The organism is Gemmatimonadota bacterium, assembly GCA_040388535.1.
Taxonomy (GTDB): Bacteria; Gemmatimonadota; Gemmatimonadetes; order Gemmatimonadales; family GWC2-71-9; genus Palsa-1233.
Genome location: JAZKBR010000007.1, coordinates 230,675 through 247,355, shown reverse-complemented (window position 1 = coordinate 247,355; position 16,681 = coordinate 230,675). Strand labels below are relative to the sequence as shown.

The 16,681-nt window shown below is 65.8% G+C and carries 13 protein-coding genes; 6 read left to right on the top strand and 7 right to left on the bottom strand.

The genetic code is table 11. From position 1 onward, the window contains the following. Positions 1 to 33: 33 nt before the first annotated feature. The 4 genes from V4558_14435 to V4558_14420 form a co-directional block, all read right to left on the bottom strand. Positions 34 to 642 (bottom strand): C40 family peptidase, encoded by a 609-nt coding sequence (locus V4558_14435; protein MES2306705.1) that lies wholly within the window; start codon positions 640 to 642, stop codon positions 34 to 36. Positions 643 to 777: 135 nt separating this feature from the next. Next, positions 778 to 1,503 (bottom strand): SIMPL domain-containing protein, encoded by a 726-nt coding sequence (locus tag V4558_14430; GenBank protein MES2306704.1) that lies wholly within the window; start codon positions 1,501 to 1,503, stop codon positions 778 to 780. A gap of 10 nt (positions 1,504 to 1,513) precedes the next feature. Next, positions 1,514 to 2,419: an arginase gene (rocF, locus tag V4558_14425; GenBank protein ID MES2306703.1), complete on the bottom strand. Its 906-nt coding sequence runs from the start codon at positions 2,417 to 2,419 to the stop codon at positions 1,514 to 1,516. Between the two features lie 8 nt (positions 2,420 to 2,427). Next, positions 2,428 to 3,150 (bottom strand): metal-dependent hydrolase, encoded by a 723-nt coding sequence (locus V4558_14420; protein ID MES2306702.1) that lies wholly within the window; start codon positions 3,148 to 3,150, stop codon positions 2,428 to 2,430. An 85-nt stretch (positions 3,151 to 3,235) separates the two neighbouring features. Between V4558_14420 and V4558_14415 the strand changes: the two genes are divergently transcribed. The 5 genes from V4558_14415 (at position 3,236) to V4558_14395 (ending at position 8,639) form a co-directional block, all read left to right on the top strand. Then, the gene (locus tag V4558_14415; protein MES2306701.1) at positions 3,236 to 5,665 is read left to right on the top strand and encodes a prolyl oligopeptidase family serine peptidase; all 2,430 of its coding nucleotides are present in this window, start codon (positions 3,236 to 3,238) and stop codon (positions 5,663 to 5,665) included. Between the two features lie 193 nt (positions 5,666 to 5,858). Continuing rightward, entirely contained in the window at positions 5,859 to 6,854 is a 996-nt protein-coding gene (locus V4558_14410) for a plastocyanin/azurin family copper-binding protein (GenBank protein MES2306700.1), read from the top strand. Continuing rightward, complete coding sequence (locus V4558_14405) at positions 6,851 to 7,684, top strand: hypothetical protein (GenBank protein MES2306699.1); 834 nt, start codon at positions 6,851 to 6,853, stop codon at positions 7,682 to 7,684. Before V4558_14410 ends, V4558_14405 begins: the two co-directional genes overlap by 4 nt. Continuing rightward, positions 7,684 to 8,268: a YceI family protein gene (locus V4558_14400; GenBank protein ID MES2306698.1), complete on the top strand. Its 585-nt coding sequence runs from the start codon at positions 7,684 to 7,686 to the stop codon at positions 8,266 to 8,268. The genes V4558_14405 and V4558_14400 overlap by 1 nt, the downstream gene beginning before the upstream one ends. Beyond that, complete coding sequence (locus tag V4558_14395; protein ID MES2306697.1) at positions 8,265 to 8,639, top strand: cupredoxin domain-containing protein; 375 nt, start codon at positions 8,265 to 8,267, stop codon at positions 8,637 to 8,639. Before V4558_14400 ends, V4558_14395 begins: the two co-directional genes overlap by 4 nt. A gap of 79 nt (positions 8,640 to 8,718) precedes the next feature. On the opposite strand, the gene V4558_14390 is transcribed toward V4558_14395, so the two are convergent. The 3 genes from V4558_14390 to V4558_14380 all read right to left on the bottom strand — a co-directional run bounded on the left by V4558_14390 (position 8,719) and on the right by V4558_14380 (position 13,095). Next, complete coding sequence (locus V4558_14390) at positions 8,719 to 9,069, bottom strand: hypothetical protein (GenBank protein MES2306696.1); 351 nt, start codon at positions 9,067 to 9,069, stop codon at positions 8,719 to 8,721. A gap of 64 nt (positions 9,070 to 9,133) precedes the next feature. After that, positions 9,134 to 11,830: a M14 metallopeptidase family protein gene (locus tag V4558_14385; GenBank protein ID MES2306695.1), complete on the bottom strand. Its 2,697-nt coding sequence runs from the start codon at positions 11,828 to 11,830 to the stop codon at positions 9,134 to 9,136. A gap of 26 nt (positions 11,831 to 11,856) precedes the next feature. Then, positions 11,857 to 13,095, bottom strand: coding sequence for an aminoacetone oxidase family FAD-binding enzyme (locus tag V4558_14380; protein MES2306694.1), 1,239 nt, complete (start codon positions 13,093 to 13,095; stop codon positions 11,857 to 11,859). 141 nt (positions 13,096 to 13,236) lie between these two features. Between V4558_14380 and V4558_14375 the strand changes: the two genes are divergently transcribed. After that, a complete protein-coding gene (locus V4558_14375) occupies positions 13,237 to 16,650 on the top strand; it encodes a glycosyltransferase (GenBank protein ID MES2306693.1) in 3,414 nt (1,137 codons plus the stop codon). The last annotated feature ends 31 nt before the right edge of the window (positions 16,651 to 16,681 follow it).

The window sequence follows — 16,681 nt, the reverse complement described above, 5'->3', positions numbered from 1 at the left end:
GAGTCCCCCTCTTCTCTTCCTCGAGCGATGCCGTCAGCTGATCGTGTGCGCCCCGAGAATCGAATCCACGGTTGCACCGTTGAGCGAATCGGCGCCGGTCCCCGGCTCGAAGATGCGGCGAACGCCCTTCCACCAGTTGGTCGCCCAGCGACCAGTCGGCAGCGAGGATTCGATCACGCCCTTGCGACGGTTTGCGGCGTGGACGAAGCGACCGTCGCCGACGTAGATGCCGATATGGTCGACCTTCTTTCCCTTGCCGAAGTAGAGCAAGTCGCCCGGCAGAAGCTGAGCCGGATCCTTGGGGATCTCGAGTCCGAGCTTCGACTGCTCACGTGAGGTCCGGGGGACATCGAGGTTGAAGCGGGCCATCACCCACTGCACCAGGCCGCTGCAATCGAAGGCCTTGCCTGGGGCCTTGGCGCCCATCTTGTAGCGAAGACCGACCTGTTCACGCGCCACCTGGACCAGGGAATCCTGGTTTGGCGCCTTGGAGAACATCCGGGAGATGGTCGCGAACGGCTTCTCGGACTTCGAGAAGGTGGACGACTGCGCCGAGAGGGAGCCCGCAACACTCGCGACCAGGATGGCGGCGAGCAGGGTGGTCTTCCGGGTGTGGCGCAGCAGGGTCACGGGCACTCGCATCGCAAAGGGCGGTCGATCGGCAACTCACGATTGTAGCATCGGGTCGCCGCACCGTCCACCTTAGACAGCGTTTCACTCTGCTACCGTCCCGCCGCTCCGCCATTCGATGGAGAAATCGCAGCCAATCCCGGGCGGCTACTGGAGCGCGAAGGTGACCCGGACCACGGCGGTGACCTCCTTCTCCCGGTCGCTGGTGTCGTACATGCCGTAGTCATTGACCTCGGTGGAATTCCGTTTGGTGACCTGAAATACCCCCACCCGGACCGCCTTGATGCGGCCGACCTCGGAGCCCACCGCCTTGAGGATCTCCTCGGCTCGTGCCTTGGCGTCGCGGGTCGCGTCGGCGAGCAATGGCCCGCGGAGTTCGGGGAGCTTGGCATAGAGATACTGGGGAGCCTGGGCGACAACTGGAATGTTCTCGCCGAGGAGCGCCGCGACATCGCCGGCCAGCGCCGCCACTTTGGCCACATCGGGGGTCCGCAACTCGACTTGTACCATCACGCGGTAGCCGAGAATGCGTCCGGTCTCACTCCCGTTGACGAATTCATTGACCGCGAAGGTGGTCGGGGCGCGCACCGTGATGGCGCTATCGGGAAAGCCCTGTTTCGCGAGGAAGGCGCGGGTGCGTACCGAGCCATCGCGCGCCACGCGCGCCGCATCGAGCTGAGTGCTCGCCTGCCCGTTCACGTCGAGTTGCCAGACGGCGAGGTCGGCCTGCACGGCACGCTTCGCCGAGCCGGTTACGGTGATGTCATCGCCGGCACGCTTGAGCGATGAGACCGCACCCGCGCCGATGAGCGCGGCCAGCACGACCGCAATTCCGATAATGAGTGAGCCGCGTGACGAACCCTGGTCTGCCATCCGAACCTCGCTACAGGATGCGTTGCCCGAACGCGCTGGCCATCAGGCCCACGGCGAGTTCGGCCGTCTGATTGAAGCGGTCGAGTACCGGGTTCACCTCGACCAGATCCATCGAGACGATTCGTCCCGTGTCCCAGAGCGTCTCCATCGCCAGATGGGCTTCGCGATAGGTCGCCCCGCCGCGCACTGGCGTGCCGACTCCCGGTGCCTCCTGGGGATCGACGAAGTCGAGATCGAGCGACACGTGAATACCCGCGGTTCCCCGGCTCACCTTTTCGATCGCCTCGACCAGCACCGTGCGTAGCCCGCGTTCATCGAGATCGCGCATGGTGTAGATCGTCACGCCGAAATCGCGCGCATTGCTGCGCTCGGCCTGGTCGAGATCGCGTGCGCCGATGATGACGGTGTGCTCGGCACTGACCGCTGGTGCTGGCGATGCCAGGCGCGCCATGTTCGCGTCGCCGTGACCGAGGAGGTGCGCGACGGGCATACCGTGCACGTTGCCGCTGAGGGTGCTCTGCGGCGTGTTGAGATCGGCGTGGGCATCAAGCCAGATGAGGCCGAGTTTGCCCCCGCGCTCCGCCAGCGCCGTGGCCACGCCAGCGACCGAGCCTGCCGCGACGGAGTGGTCACCGCCGAGCACCAGCGGAATGCTGCCGCTGCGCACGAGGGCCGCGGTGCGCAGGGCGACTTCGCGGCAGACGGTGGTGATGGTCTGCAGATAATCGATGCCGGCTTCGAAACCGAGCGTCTCTCGCGTGGGAACTACCACGTCGCCGGTGTCGGTGACCTGGTGGCCAAGCGATTCGAGTCGCGTCGCCAGCTGCGCCAGCCGGACCGCCGAGGGGCCCATTTCCACGCCGCGCCGGGACGCACCGAGGTCGAGCGGAACTCCGAGCAACGAGATGGATGCCATACTCGAACTTACCTGATTGTTTCGCCGGGCGGGGGCGTGAGCACCCGATCGCGCAGGGAGGTCGGCAGCAGGGCGCGCAATGCGTCGGGAGTCCCGGGCAGCCCGGGGAAGGTGCCGTAGTGCTGCGGGATGATCCACTGCGGCGAGACGAGTTCACAGGCCTTGGCTGCCTGTCGCGGGCCCATGGTGTAGAAATCTCCGATCGGCAGCATCAGCACGCCCGGTCGGTAGAGTTCCGCGATGAGGGCCATGTCACCGAATACGCAGGTATCGCCGGTGTTGTAGATGACGGTGCCGCTGGGCAGTTCGATCACCATGCCGCAAGGGTCACCCACCGATCGCGCCCGGCCGTCCTCCATCCTGAGCGAGGAAGAATGGAATGCCTGCGTCAGTGTGACAGTGATGCCCTGGACTGTTGCCGCACCGCCCTTATTGAAGCCTATGAGCTGCGCATCGGGGACACCTTCGGCGCCGAGTTCAAACGCCAGTTCATAATTGGTCGCGATGGTCGCGCCGGTCCGGATGGCGAGCGCCGCGACACCGGCGAGGTGGTCGAAATGACCATGGGTGAGGAGAATCAGCGAGGCGGCTTCGGCGAGCGCCGTGGCGTTCGCGGGCGCTTTCGGATTCTCGAGCCAGGGGTCGATCAGTATCCCAGGCCCGGCCGGTTCCCCCTGAAGGTGAAAGGCGCTGTGACCAAGCCAGGTAAGGGCGCATCCGAGTCGGGACATTGGGAGGGCTCCACGGGGGTGTGCGGGTTGCGGGGTGGCGGCTGACCACTAGGATACCTAGGGTCGCAACCCTCCCGGAGAATTCATGTTTCGTCGCGTCCCTGCCACGCTGCTCTTCATTGTTGCCGCCTCCGCCACATCGCTCCCGGCGCAGGGTGGCTATCGCGACGCACCCGCCGCCATTGCCCGGATGCTCGACGCCCGACCGACTCCCGTGCTTTCACTCTCGCCGCGACGAAACTTCTTCGTGCTGGCGGAGCGGAAGGGGCAGCTGGCGCCGATCACCGAGGTCGCCGCACCGCATCTCAAGCTTGCCGGCAGTCGCATCGATCCGCGAACCAACGGTCCGGCCAATGCCACGGGATACATCGCCCTGACGTTGCAGCGCGCCCGTGATCGCACGCAGGTCACGGTGCGGGTGCCGGAAGGCGGTCGACTCAGCGGCGCCGACTGGGCGCCCGACGGGGCGAAGTTCACCTTCACGCAGACGAGCGACCAGGGCATCTCGCTTTTCCTCGGCGACACGACGGGGCAGGTGCGGCGACTCACCGGTCCGGTACTGAATCTTGCCCACGGCGCCGCCTGTGACTGGCTCGATGGTGGAGCCCGGCTGCTCTGCGCCACGATTCCGGCCGGGCGAGGTGCACCACCTGTTCGGCCGAACACGCCGACGTCGGCGATCACGCAGGAGACCGAAGGGAAGGGGGTGCCAGCCCCGACCTATGAGGACCTGCTCAAGGATCCGACCGACGAGTCGATGTTCGAGTACTACTTCGCGACGCAGTACCTGGTCGTCGAGCTCGACGGGAAGATGGCCCCGTTCGGCAAGGCAGGCCTGGTGACATCGGTGAACGCATCGCCTGACGACCAGTGGTTCCTCGTGACGACGGTGCACCGGCCGTTCTCCTATCTCTTCCCGTGGAGCCGCTTCCCGGCACGCACGGAACTGTGGCGCCGTGATGGCACCGTGGCGAAGGTGCTCGAGGATCGTACCAGAATCGAGAGCGCACCCAACGTGCGGGGCGCCGTCCTGCCGGGGCCGCGTGGCTATCGCTGGCGCGCCGATGCCATGGCGACGCTACTCTGGACCGAAGCGCTCGACGGTGGCGATCCGCGGGTTGCTGCGCCAAAGCGCGACCGGATTCTTGCCCTCGACGCGCCGTTCACCGGAACCGCTGCCACGCTCGCCGAAACCGAATGGCGCGCCGGGGGGATCACCTGGGGACGCGGGAATTTCGCCCTCCTGAGTGAATCGAATGCCAAGGAGCGGAAGTCGCGCACCTGGATCCTGGATCCATCGCACCCCGGGAGTACCCCGCGGTTGCTCTGGGAGCGATCGAGCGACGATCGCTACAACGACCCCGGGACGCCACTGATGATGCAGACGCCGGATGGTCGATCGCTGCTGCAGTTCTCCCGCGATGGCAAGGCGCTCTGGCTCACTGGCGCCGGCGCCTCGTCGGAAGGCGATCGCCCGTTTCTCGACAAGATCGACCTCGCCACGCTCAAGACCACTCGCCTCTTCCGGTCGCAGGCTCCCTACTACGAGAGTGTGGTCGCGGCACTCGATGCCGACGCCGGAACCTTTCTGACCCGTCGCGAATCGAAGGCCGAGCCGGCGAACTACTTCCAGCGTGACGTGATCCTGCGGCGCGCGCCGCTGGCACTCACGGATGTGAAGGATCCCGCGCCCGAGTTCGCGGGGGTCACGTCGCAGCTTATCACCTACACGCGCGCCGACGGTGTCAAGCTCTCCGGCACACTCTATCTGCCACCGGGTTACAACGCATCGCGCGATGGTCGGCTGCCGTTCCTGCTCTGGGTATATCCGGCCGAGTTCGGATCCGCTGACGCGGCCTCGCAAGTGAGCGGCTCGCCGTATCGCTTCGTGCGGCCCTCCGGAGCCTCGCAGCTCTTCCTGCTGACGCAGGGCTACGGTGTGCTCGACAACCCGACCTTCCCGATTGTCGGTGTCAACGGCAAGGAGCCGAATGACACCTATGTCGAGCAGCTCGAAATGTCAGCGAAGGCCGCCATCGACACGCTGGTGGCAATGGGCGTTGGCGATCGCGACCGGATGGCTGTCGGCGGACATTCATACGGCGCCTTTACCACGGCGAACCTGCTCGCGCATACCCGACTGTTCAAGGCGGGGATCGCGCGCAGTGGCGCCTATAACCGGTCGTTGACGCCGTTCGGTTTCCAGAATGAGCAGCGCACGTACTGGGAAGCGGAAGATGTCTACAACCGGATGGCGCCATTCAACTACGCCGACAAGCTGAAGGATCCGATTCTCTTCATCCACGGCACCGACGACGACAATCAGGGCACCTTCCCGATCCAGTCCGAGCGGATGTATGCGGCGGTGAAGGGGAATGGCGGCACGGCGCGACTGGTGATGCTACCGGGAGAGCGTCACGGCTACGCGGCACGCGAATCGATTGGTCAGACCCTCGCCGAAATGACGGGGTGGCTGGACAAGCATTTGAAGGGACCGAAGGCGTTGGTGCCCTGACCGCGCGTACAAACGTCTCCTCCATGTCGGGATTCCCGGCGCGCCGCGCATCTCCAGCAGAGGCCCCGCCGTCTGCTCGCACGCCGGGCCCCTCCCCGTCGGCTTCTTCGCCGGTCCGGATTGCTACTGATTCACAGCCGGGCGGCTGATACTAGCTTCTCAGTGCTTGCGCTGTTCACCGCCGAGGAGATGTATGTCACGCAACTGTTCGTCACGGGCGTCATTTCCCGTGCTCGCGATGCTGCTGGTCAGTGCCTGCGGTGGCGACGGCGGCACTGCCCCTCCTCCGCCGCCGCCGCCCGCACCCATCCTGGTGGAAAAGGGGTCACCCAGCGGCGATGCGCAGACCGTGATTACCGGTCAGGCCATTGCCGTTCCCCTGCGCGTCAAGGTGTCGCGTTCGGGCGCGGCCGTTACAGGCCAGGACGTCACCTGGACCGCGAGCGGAGGGACCATCATCGGCAGCGGTGCCACCAATGCCGACGGAGTCGCCACCGCGGCCTGGACCGTCGGCAACATCGCGGGACCACAAACGGCAAACGCCACGGTGGGGACCGCGTCAACGCAGTTCGCCGCGACGGTACTCACTGCGACTCCTGGCGTACTCGGTCTGGCCTTCCCCGGGAGCGCCGGGAACGGGCAGACGGGCAACGCCGGATCCCAGCTCGGCAACGAATTGCGGGTCATGGTGACTCGTGGTGGCGTACCGGCTGGTGGTGAGCTCGTCATCTGGCAGGCCGACGGTGCCAACGCGTTCTTCGAGCCGGCCCAGACGACCTCCGGCGTGGACGGTATCGCGACTTCGTTCTGGACGCTCGGTACGGCGATCGGCGCGCAGACCGCAACGGCATTTGCCGGCACGCTCGCAGGGCCGAGCCTTGGCTTCGCCGCGACGAGCGTCGCGTTGCCGCCAGGTACGGCCACCGTGAAGCTCTTCACCGCTGGCGGTGCCCGCTTCGAGCCCGCGACTCTCGTGATCGCAGCGGGGACGACGGTGAGCTTCGTCTGGCAGGATGGGTTCCACGATCTGGTGCCCTACGGCAATCCGTCCTTCCCTGGCCAAGGCGGGGGATTCGATCCTCCAAAGACCTATCAGGTCAAGTTCACGGCGCCGGGCACGTACAAGTATTACTGCAGCGTGCACGGCTCCACGACCAGCGGCATGCGCGGTACGGTGATCGTCCAGTGAGGAAGACTTCGAGAATTGTGGCGGCGCTGATGCTCGCGCCGATGGTGCTCCGTGCGCAGGGCGATTGCTTCCCTGGCAAGGAATCGAACGAGGCGAAGAGCTTCGCGATCCTCTCGGTGCCGATGGCGTTCACCGGTGCGCGTGCCCCGGTGGGCAAGCCGCGCGGGGTGAGTATCGGCGTCGAAGTCGCGAACCTGCCGAAGGTAAACGACGCCACGGCGACGCCGACGACTTGCCGTCCGGGCAAGGGTCCGGAAAACACCGATCCGATTCCGGTGGTGGTGCGTCCGCGCCTGAGTGCGGTGGTCGGCGGCTTCCTGCTCGAGGCGGCCTGGATTCCACCCGTGCGCGTGCGTGGGGTGAAGGCGAATCTGGTGTCACTCGCGATCGCGCACCCCTTTGCGCTCTCGAACGGCTGGGCACTGGGCCTGCGGGCCGAAGGTGTTCTCGGCGCATTGCACGCACCGATTGTCTGCGACAAGGCCGCCATCCGAGACCCCGCGAGCGAGTGCTCTGGTGGCACCATCTCGGACGATCGCTGGGCGCCGGGCGTGTTCGGGGTCGAGGCGGTCGTCGGCGGCGGCAAGGGAAGGGTCCGGCCGCACCTCGGCGTGGGCTACAGCGTATTGCGTCCGCGCTTCCAGGTGGACTTCACCAATGCACAGGGCGAGACCGACCGGCGCAAGGTCGAGGTGAATCTGGAGCGTGCGTCACTCTTTGGCGGCGTGACATTTCCCGTCGGTGTGTTGCGGGTGACGGCCGAAGGATATGGCACGGTGGGTGACGCCGTGGTCGGACGCCTGGTAGTTCGCGCGCCGCTGGTGCGTTGATGCACACGCGCTGGCTGGCGCTCTGCAGCGTGCTGGTGATCGGCGGGGTGCCTCAGTCGTCGGCCATCGCGCAGGGCTACCCCGCCGCGACCGCACTGCGTGGCTCGCTCTCTTTTGATGCCAAGGCCACGCTCGGCGCGTTCACCGGCACCACGACCACGTTGAAGGGCGAGATGTCGAGCACCGATGGACTCGCCCGGGTTCGCGGCTGGGTCGAGGCGCCGGCGAAAACGCTGAGCAGCCAGAACGGCAAGCGCGATCGCGATACCTGGTCCTCCCTTGAAGTCGAGAAGTATCCCGCGTTGCGCTTTCAGCTCGACTCGGTTGCGCCCGGTGAACTGCACGGTGATTCAACGTCTGTCGTGTTGATGGGGCATTTCACGCTTCATGGACAGACCCGCTCTGCACGGCTCCCCGGCTGGGTCTGGCGACAGGGGAGTATCATCCGCTTCAAGGGCGCGACACCAGTCAATGTGAAGGACTACGGCATTGGCGGTCTCACCAAGGCGCTCGGAATGCTCCGGATGAACGAGAACATCATCGTGCGTGTCGACGTCACGTTCGGCACCGGAGGAACATCATGACCGCATCACGTTTCGCAGCACTCTTCGCCCTGGCCGCCACGGTCGGATTGTCTGCCTGCAGCGGCGACTCGGGGACCAACGGGAACGGGATCGGCCCAGCCGTCCAGGCCTCGAACGCGCTTGCCTTCACCCCGGCCGTACTCAACGTGAACACCGGTGAGCCGATGCGATTTGTCTTCGGCAGCACCGCGCATACGGTGATCTTCGCTGCCGCCGACGGCAAGCCGGAGGATATTGCGACCCCTTCAAGCAGCAAGTCGGTGACCCGCACCTTCAATACCCCGGGAGATTTCCCGTATCATTGCGGCATCCACCCGACCATGACGGGGACCGTGCACGTGACGGCGGCGCCGGTGACGGGGACGTACTGAAGCAGGGATGACGGATGACAGATGACAGAAGCGAAGGCCGGCTTCCCGTTTGGGAGACCGGTCTTCGCTTTCTCTTGCCTTAGTCTGGTGCGAAGTACACGTTGACGGTCCCGGTCATGCTGGGGTGAATCCCGCAGTGATAGCTGAACGGGCCCTGTCCGGAAAATCTCCGGGTGACGCTGGTGTTACTTGACGGTGGAACATCCTCGGGCACGCCAGATTTCGGATCGAACATGATGGAATGCGCCGTGCTGCCGAATGAGAAGGTCACGTCATGGTTTGCCGTGGTCAACACCGTCGCCGGTGTGAAGACCAGCGCGTTGGTCGCCTGTACCTTCCCTTCGCCGGGCCCGTACAATGCCGGGTTTTCAGCGCAGCCGCTGGCCGCGAGTACCAGCGCGATCGCGACGCAAGCAATGTTTCGATCCATCCGTCCTCCTCCTCCTCCTCCGTCGTCCGTCATCTATCGGCTGTCATCTGTCATCTGTCATCTGTCATCGCGTCGTCCCGTACATCACATTAAACAGGAATCGGAACGTCCCCTGCGGCTGTGCCCGGAAAAGAATCTCGGGCCCGTAGAGGTAGACGGTGCCCTGTCCCACCGGCGCCGAAGCCATTGCAATGCCGTCGCGCAGATAGTTCTGGCCGATGGCCCAGCCGGACTTGAGTGGCTCCGGCTCGGCGAACCAGGCGATGCGCTTCAGTCCCTTCGCCTCGGCACCTGGCAGGAACCGGAATACCGGCGAGTTGTCGAAGAAGACATCGGTCACCGGATGCGCGCCGAGCGCCGCGGATTGCGCGGTGTCGACCGCCACACGCAGGACCGAGCCAGGGATGTAGTACCTGTCGAGCGAGATCGGTCGCGCTGAACCATCCGCCTGCTTCTCGACCAGCTGGCTCTCGATCGGCAGCACCAGCCCGCTGGCAAGGTTGAGGGCCGAAGAGCCAATGGCGACCACCTTGCCACCCTGTTCGAGGAAGGCCTTGAGCTGCGGCACCGTGGTCGCGAGTGTCACATTGCCGACCTGGTTGCGGTATTCCACCGGGATCGTGGCGGTATCGATGCCGCGACCGCCAGGGCCACCGCCGCCGGGCCCACCACCGCGCGGTGCACCAGGGATGGCGCCGTCGACGAAGATCAGCACGTCAAACTGCTTGCGCAGGTCACCGGCATCGAGTCGCGGAGCATACACCAGTTCGAAGGGCATTTCGTACTTCTCGAGAATCCAGCGGGTCCAGCCTGCCGGCATCGAGCCACCGTAGCGATCCCAGAGTCCGACACGCAACGGCTTCACGGGAGTGCCGCCGCTGCTCTTCGCGACTGCGAAAGTCGGCAGGCCGCGCTCGCGAGCCAGCTCGCCGAGGATCTGGCTGCTGAGTTTGCTCGCCGGCACGAGGAAATCACCGTTGGCGAGGCGATCAACCTTCTGGGCCGCCTTGACGAGGCGATTCACCGCGAGGAAGCCATCGGTCGAGCCCGCCGCAATTCGCCACGCTTTCGCCTTGCTGTCGAACGGTGCGGCATCGGGTTGAATCTCTTCGGTCACGACTGGTGCGAGTGGCGCATCAAACGCATCGAGCAGGCGATCGAACTGCACGCCCATCTGAAAGGCGAGAGTGTAGCCGGCGTTGTCGTACGGTCGCTTCGGCGGCCCACCCGGGTACTGCAGGTCGGTCGGATGGTGCTGTGGCTCGAACATGTCGAGCACGTGGGGGCGGAAGGCCTGGTCGCCACGGACCACGAAGGAACCCTTGGGGTAGGTCACGCCCTTCACGGTGAAGGGTGCCGTGGCCTTGTGAATCTCGATCCCCGACGTCGACAGCGCCTGCAGGAAATCGAGCGCGTTGCCCATCTCGGCCTGCCCCGCGGGAATCACGTACGCGCGCGGATCGCGACGAGCAGGCTCCCGCAGCACGGCGGCCTGGGCCTGCTGTGCGGCGGCGCCCTGCATCCCGACGCTCGCCTTGGCCGCCGCATCAATGATGTTCGGCTCGGCGGTCCAGCTGTCGCGCATCCCGCGCTCCACGGAGTTGCGGCCCATCCGCCAGAAATTGAAGAGCAGGTCTTCGCGATAGCGTGACGCGAGATCGAGGATGGCGCGATTGGCGGTCATCGAATAGTCGATCGACTGGCGGAACCGCCAGGGTCCCCACTGCACCGGGAAGACGCCGTCGCCGCTCGGCAGCTGGCGGTCGAGGCGCAGCGGGATGGTCTGCGGGGTAGGGTTGCCGATCGACTCGGTGAGAATGCCGATCATGTTGTGGAAGTACCCGGCAGTGCGGAGTCCGCCGTTCCACCAGGTGGAATACGAGGTGGAGTTCTCGTCGACAATGCCGCCCTTGCCTTCGGCGGCGAAGCGTCGCTGCATCGCCATCCCGACCCAGTCGAGCGAAGTGGGGATGAGCGGATCGAAGAAGTAGTTGAACGGATCTCGGAACGGCGGGACGAACATCACCGAGCCGGCCGGACCGGTCTGATGGTGATTGTAGATGATCTGCGGGTACCAGGTACGATACTGGATCCGCGAGTCATTGCGTGACTCGGGGAGTGCGTTGCGATAGAAATCGCGGTTGTCGTCGTGCCCCGCGTACTTCTCGTAGAGCCGCGGCAGCCCGCCGGTCGAGCGCTTGAGCGAGTCGGCGCTGCGCATGTACCAGTCGGCCACCAGCTCCATGCCATCGGGGTTCACCTGCACCGCGAGGATGATCACATCATCGAGAATCCGCAGTGTTTCGGGGTCGTTCATCGAGACGAACTGCCAGACCAGTTCGAGCAGCTGATTGGCGCCGAGCACCTCGTCGGCGTGGAGTCCGCCATCGATCCAGACCACGGCCTTGCCGCTCGCCGCCAACTTGCGTGCCGTGGCCTCATCGATGCGCCCGCGCGCCAGCGACTCACTCGTGCGACGGTATTCCTCGAGTTTCGCGAGATTCGCCGGCGAGGAAATCACCGCCATCAGCTGCGGCCGTCCTTCGGCGGTGCGACCGATCGTGTCGAGCCGCATCCGGGGCGACTGCTTCGCCAGTTGCTCCCACCACCGCTGCAGCAGGGTGTAGTTCGGCAGCCGATAGTCGGCACCGATCGCGTGCCCGAGCGCTTCCTGCGGGGTGGTGAGGTGGGCTGGTGCCTGGGCTGTTGCGGAGACGCTCAGGCCGAGCAACAAGGCGGCGAGCAGGCGCGGTAGTGGCATAGGTAGTGGTGGGTTGAAGGAGTGGATCAGAGGCCCGGAACGGTGACCTCGTGCTGCGTTGCGCCGAGGCCGGCAAGCCGACCGGTGGTCCAGGCCCAGACGAAATTGTAGCCCCCAATCGGGCCGAATGCGTCGAGCAATTCACCGGCGAGAAAGAGTCCGGGGAGGATTCGGCTTTCGAGGGTACGTGGTTGGACTTCGGCGAGCGCAACGCCGCCGCCAGTCACTTCAGCCTTCTTGTAGCCTTCGTCGGAAGTCCAGGGCAGGGGATACCGTAGCACGGCATCGAGCACCTTCAGTCGGGCGCCGCGGGTCAACTGCGCCAGCACAGTCGCACCCGGTACGTCGGCATGAGCCAGCAGCCGATCGGCAAGTCGAGCGGGGAGCCACTGTCGCACTGCGTTCGCCACCGATTGCGCACCCGGTGCTAACGAGAACTCCCACTGCGCCTGGGTGCGGGTTCCCCAGTGGACCGAGAGCCGAGCCGGTGCGTCGCCAGCAAGCCGACCTCGCACCGCCACGTGAGAGACGTCGAGCGCTGCCGGGCCGCTGAACCCGCGATGCGTGAAGAGGAAGCCCCCTGTTGCGATCCGCTTCTCGGTCGCACTTGTCGCGGTGATCGTGACGGTGAGGGAAATGCCCGCGAGGTCGGTGTAGTGCGCGGGCTCGAGTGTGAGCGGGGTGAGCGCGGGATACGTCGGGTGGACGGTGTGGCCGAGCCGGGCGAGGAGGGAGAGGCCGGCGCCATCGGATCCGGTCTGCGGGACCGAGAGTCCGCCGGTCGCCAGGATGACCGCGTCGGCGGTCCTGGCTGCGGCCTGCGCGAAGATCAGTTTCCAGCGCCCCGCGTCTGGCATGAGGTCGACGAGTCGGGTCTCAGGGACAAACTCCACGCCACGTCGTTCGGCGAGATGGAGGAGCGAGTCGCGCACCGCGCGTGCCTTGTTCGCCACCGGGAACAGTTTGCCGGTTTCCGGTTCGAGCACCAGCGGGAGGCCGACCTCTTCCTCAAAGAATTGCTGTTGCTCGGCCAGCGGCCAGCTGCGCAGGATATTGCGCATCGTGTTCGGAGATGACGCCGTGACATAGTCGCGCGGCTCCAGGACCGACGGCAGCACGTTGCAACGCCCGCCACCGGAGATGAGGATCTTCCGGCCACCGTCGGCGGTGGATTCGTAGAGGCGGACCCGTCGACCAGGTCCGGCCGCGTGAATTGCTGCCATCAGGCCAGCAGCCCCCGCGCCAATGACGGCGATCTCCGGCATCAGCGCCCCTGCAGGCGCGGGCGGACGTGTGGCACAGGGACTCCGGGGCTCACAGGGAATACATCGGGGGAGGCGAACCCTTAGAATCTATCGCATCCCGGGTCGTGACCCCTCTCTGTTTCACCGCTTAGCGAGGTGTGATTGTCGGCAGACCGTTCGGCGCATGTCTTCTCGGAGCCCACTGGGCGCCGCTGGCAGCGCGTCCGGGCAGGAGCCTACCTCCTGGGGGCACTCAGCACGGTCGGCGTCTTCGGGTTAATCGTTGCTGCCTTGCTGCCGCCGGCGCTCCCTCAGTTTGACGCTTTTACTCCGGCCACCCGCCGCCACGCGCCCGCCGTGGTCGGCTCCCGCGCCGCCCGGCTCCGAGAGAGTGCCCGGGAACGTCTCTACCGCGCGTTGCGGCATCAAGGCCAGCCGCCAGCGGTTCGCCCGGGCCGGTTGCCGCTCCACCCCGTCAGGGAGCGCCGTGGCAGTCCTGACTCGATCTTCGCCGGTTTCTATGTCAACTGGGACGACAACTCCTTTGCATCGCTCAAGGCGCATGTTGACCAGCTCGACTGGGTGATTGCCGAGTGGGGTTTCGTGACGCCCGGTGGCGATTCGCTGCAGCTGAAAATCGACCCGAAGCTGCTCTTCCTGATCCAGTCGCTGCCGGATTCGGCACGACCGCGCGTACTGCTGATGCTCAGCAATGTCACGCAGGGAGTCGGCGAGTTTGGTGGCAGCAGTGGCCCGCGCCTGCTCGCCGATGCGACCCGGCGGCAGCGTGCCGTGCGCCAGGCCGTCAGTGCGGTCAGACGTCTCGGGCTCGCCGGCATCACGGTGGATTTCGAAAGCATGCCCGAGGGTTCGCTGCCGGATATCGAGCGATTCCTCGACGAGTTGCGGAAGGCGCTCGGCCAGGGCCCCTTGCTGACGATGGCAATCGAACCCTCGCTCGACCTCTCGTGGGTACGACGTTTCACTGCCCGCTGTGATCGTGTCCTGCTGATGCTCTACGATGAGCACTACGGCAGTGGCCCCGGCGCTGAAGCCGGGCCGGTGGCGAGCCGGGCCTGGTACGCCGAACGCACGCGACATCTGCTCGAGGCGGTGCCAGCGGCCAAGGCGATCGCGGCCTTCTCCGCTTACGGCTACGACTGGAACGATGCCGGCAGCGGGTCGGGCGATGCCGTCACGAGCCAGGATGTCTGGCGCTTCTCGCGCGAGAATAACGTCCTGCCCCAGTTCGATACCTTGTCGCGGAATCCGTATCTCGCCTGGACCGCACCGGATTCAACCGACCATGTGATCTGGTACCAGGACGCCGTGACAGCGCTCGATCAGATGCGCAGTGCGCGTGCGCTCGGGATCACCAGTCATGCGGTCTGGCGGCTGGGTGAAGAAGATCAGTCGCTCTGGCGAGCTATCAACCGTCGCGGCGAATTGCAGTCACCCGATTCACTTCGGCTGATCGAGCCGGGCTCCGACGTGGAGTTCCGGGGCGGTGGCGAGCTGCTGGCGATCGGCTCGCACCCACGCACCGGGTCGCGCACTGTTGCGGTGGATGCCACCGGTGCGATCGCCCGCGAGACGATGGAGCGTGTTCCGTCGCCGTGGGTGGTCAATCGCACCGGCCGACACCCCGGCCGAGTGGCGCTGACCTTCGACGACGGCCCCGATCGTCGCTGGACCCCGATGATTCTCGATACCCTGCGCTCGCGCGGGGTGCACGGGGCCTTCTTCATGATCGGGACGCACATCGAGGCATCGCCGGCGCTGGCACGTCGTGTCCTCGCCGAAGGGCACGAGATCGGCAACCACACCTTCACCCACCCCAACCTCGCGCTCACCTCCGACTGGGTTACCCGACTCGAAATCGACGCCAACGAGCGCCTGATCGAAGCGGTACTTGATCGCCGGACGATTCTCTTCCGGCCACCGTATTTCGGCGATGCCGAGCCGACGACTGCCGACGAACTGGTGCCGGTCTCGATTGCGACAGATCTCGGATACATCAACGTGGGCACTCGTGTCGACGCGGAGGACTGGACCAACCCGGGCGCCGAGAGGATCGTCGAAAACGTGATGGATGCGTTGCCGCGGGGCGAAGTGGTGCTGCTCCACGACGGTGGGGGCGACCGCTCGCAGACCGTGGCGGCGCTCGGTCCGCTGATCGACTCGCTGCGCGCTGCGGGCGACACATTCGTGTCGCTCGGCGATCTCGCCGGGTTGCCACCATCGGTGACCATGCCGCCGATACCGCCCCGTGGCGCCTGGCTCCGGGCGATGGAACTGATGGCCTTCGGGAGCATCTCGCTGGTCGAGCGCGGCGTCTACACGATCTTCTTCATCGCCATCGTGCTCGGCATGGGGCGCCTCGGTTTCATCCTCGTGCTGGCGGCGATCCAGCGCTTCCGGCGGTCGCGCGCATCGATGGACTACCACCCGTCCGTCTCGGTGATTGTGCCGGCCTACAACGAAGCCAAGGTGATTCCGCAGACGGTGCGGTCCCTGCTCGCCCAGGAGTACCTCGGCGCATTCGAGATCGTAGTGGTCGACGACGGCTCGCCTGACGGAACCGGCGCCATCGTCGAGCAGGGGTTCGCAGACGACGCGCGCGTGACGGTGTATCGCAAGGAGAATGGCGGCAAGGCGAGCGCGTTGAATTTCGGCATCGCGCGGGCGCAAGGTGAAATCGTCGTGGGTCTTGATGCCGACACGCTGTTCGAGCCCGGTACTGTGGCGCACCTGGTGGCGCCGCTGGTCGACCCCAAGGTCGGCGCCGTGGCGGGGAATGCCAAGGTGGGCAATCGCATCAACCTGGTCACCCGGTGGCAGGCGCTCGAATACATCACTTCACAGAATCTCGATCGACGGGCGTTCGCCCTGCTCGACTGCATCACCGTGGTTCCTGGTGCGGTCGGCGCCTGGCGGAAATCGCTGGTGCTCGAAGCCGGCGGCTTCAGTAGCGACACCCTCGCCGAGGACCAGGACCTGACGCTGGCGATTGGCCGTCGTGGCCATCGGGTGGCGTACGCGGGCGACGCCGTGGCGTGGACGGAAGCGCCCGACACGTTGCGGACGCTGGCGAAGCAGCGATTCCGCTGGGCATTTGGTACCCTGCAGTGTGCCTGGAAGCATCGCGACCTCCTCTTCCGGCCGAGCGCCGGCACGCTCGGATTCGTGGCGCTGCCAAATGTCTGGATCTTTCAGCTGCTCTTTGCCGTGATCGCTCCGCTGGCCGACCTGCTCTTCGTCTGGAGCCTGCTCTCGATCGCCCTGACGCAGCGTTCGCACGGCAGTACCTACGCGCTCGCGTCGCTGGAACAGGTGGTCTCCTGGTACGCGCTCTTCCTGCTGGTCGACTGGCTCGCGTCAGTGCTCGCGTTCCTGATGGAACCGGGCGAGGATCGGCGGCTGACCTGGCTCGTCTTTCTGCAGCGATTCGCGTATCGTCAAGTGATGTACTGGGTGGTGGTGCGTTCGGTCGTTGCCGCACTGCGCGGGGGCCTCGTCGGCTGGGGCAAGCTCGACCGCAAGGCCACCGTGGCCGCGCGCGCCACCGCGCCATGACCGACATGTTTCTCGACGCTCACAGGATCCG

What these genes read in the sequence shown, in the direction of transcription:
- V4558_14435 (MES2306705.1), bottom strand. Translation starts at nt 642, where the DNA reads ATGCGAGTGCCCGTGACCCTGCTGCGCCACACCCGGAAGACCACCCTG.
- V4558_14430 (MES2306704.1), bottom strand. Translation starts at nt 1,503, where the DNA reads ATGGCAGACCAGGGTTCGTCACGCGGCTCACTCATTATCGGAATTGCG.
- rocF (MES2306703.1), bottom strand. Translation starts at nt 2,419, where the DNA reads ATGGCATCCATCTCGTTGCTCGGAGTTCCGCTCGACCTCGGTGCGTCC.
- V4558_14420 (MES2306702.1), bottom strand. Translation starts at nt 3,150, where the DNA reads ATGTCCCGACTCGGATGCGCCCTTACCTGGCTTGGTCACAGCGCCTTT.
- V4558_14415 (MES2306701.1), top strand. Translation starts at nt 3,236, where the DNA reads ATGTTTCGTCGCGTCCCTGCCACGCTGCTCTTCATTGTTGCCGCCTCC.
- V4558_14410 (MES2306700.1), top strand. Translation starts at nt 5,859, where the DNA reads ATGTCACGCAACTGTTCGTCACGGGCGTCATTTCCCGTGCTCGCGATG.
- V4558_14400 (MES2306698.1), top strand. Translation starts at nt 7,684, where the DNA reads ATGCACACGCGCTGGCTGGCGCTCTGCAGCGTGCTGGTGATCGGCGGG.
- V4558_14395 (MES2306697.1), top strand. Translation starts at nt 8,265, where the DNA reads ATGACCGCATCACGTTTCGCAGCACTCTTCGCCCTGGCCGCCACGGTC.
- V4558_14390 (MES2306696.1), bottom strand. Translation starts at nt 9,069, where the DNA reads ATGGATCGAAACATTGCTTGCGTCGCGATCGCGCTGGTACTCGCGGCC.
- V4558_14385 (MES2306695.1), bottom strand. Translation starts at nt 11,830, where the DNA reads ATGCCACTACCGCGCCTGCTCGCCGCCTTGTTGCTCGGCCTGAGCGTC.
- V4558_14380 (MES2306694.1), bottom strand. Translation starts at nt 13,095, where the DNA reads ATGCCGGAGATCGCCGTCATTGGCGCGGGGGCTGCTGGCCTGATGGCA.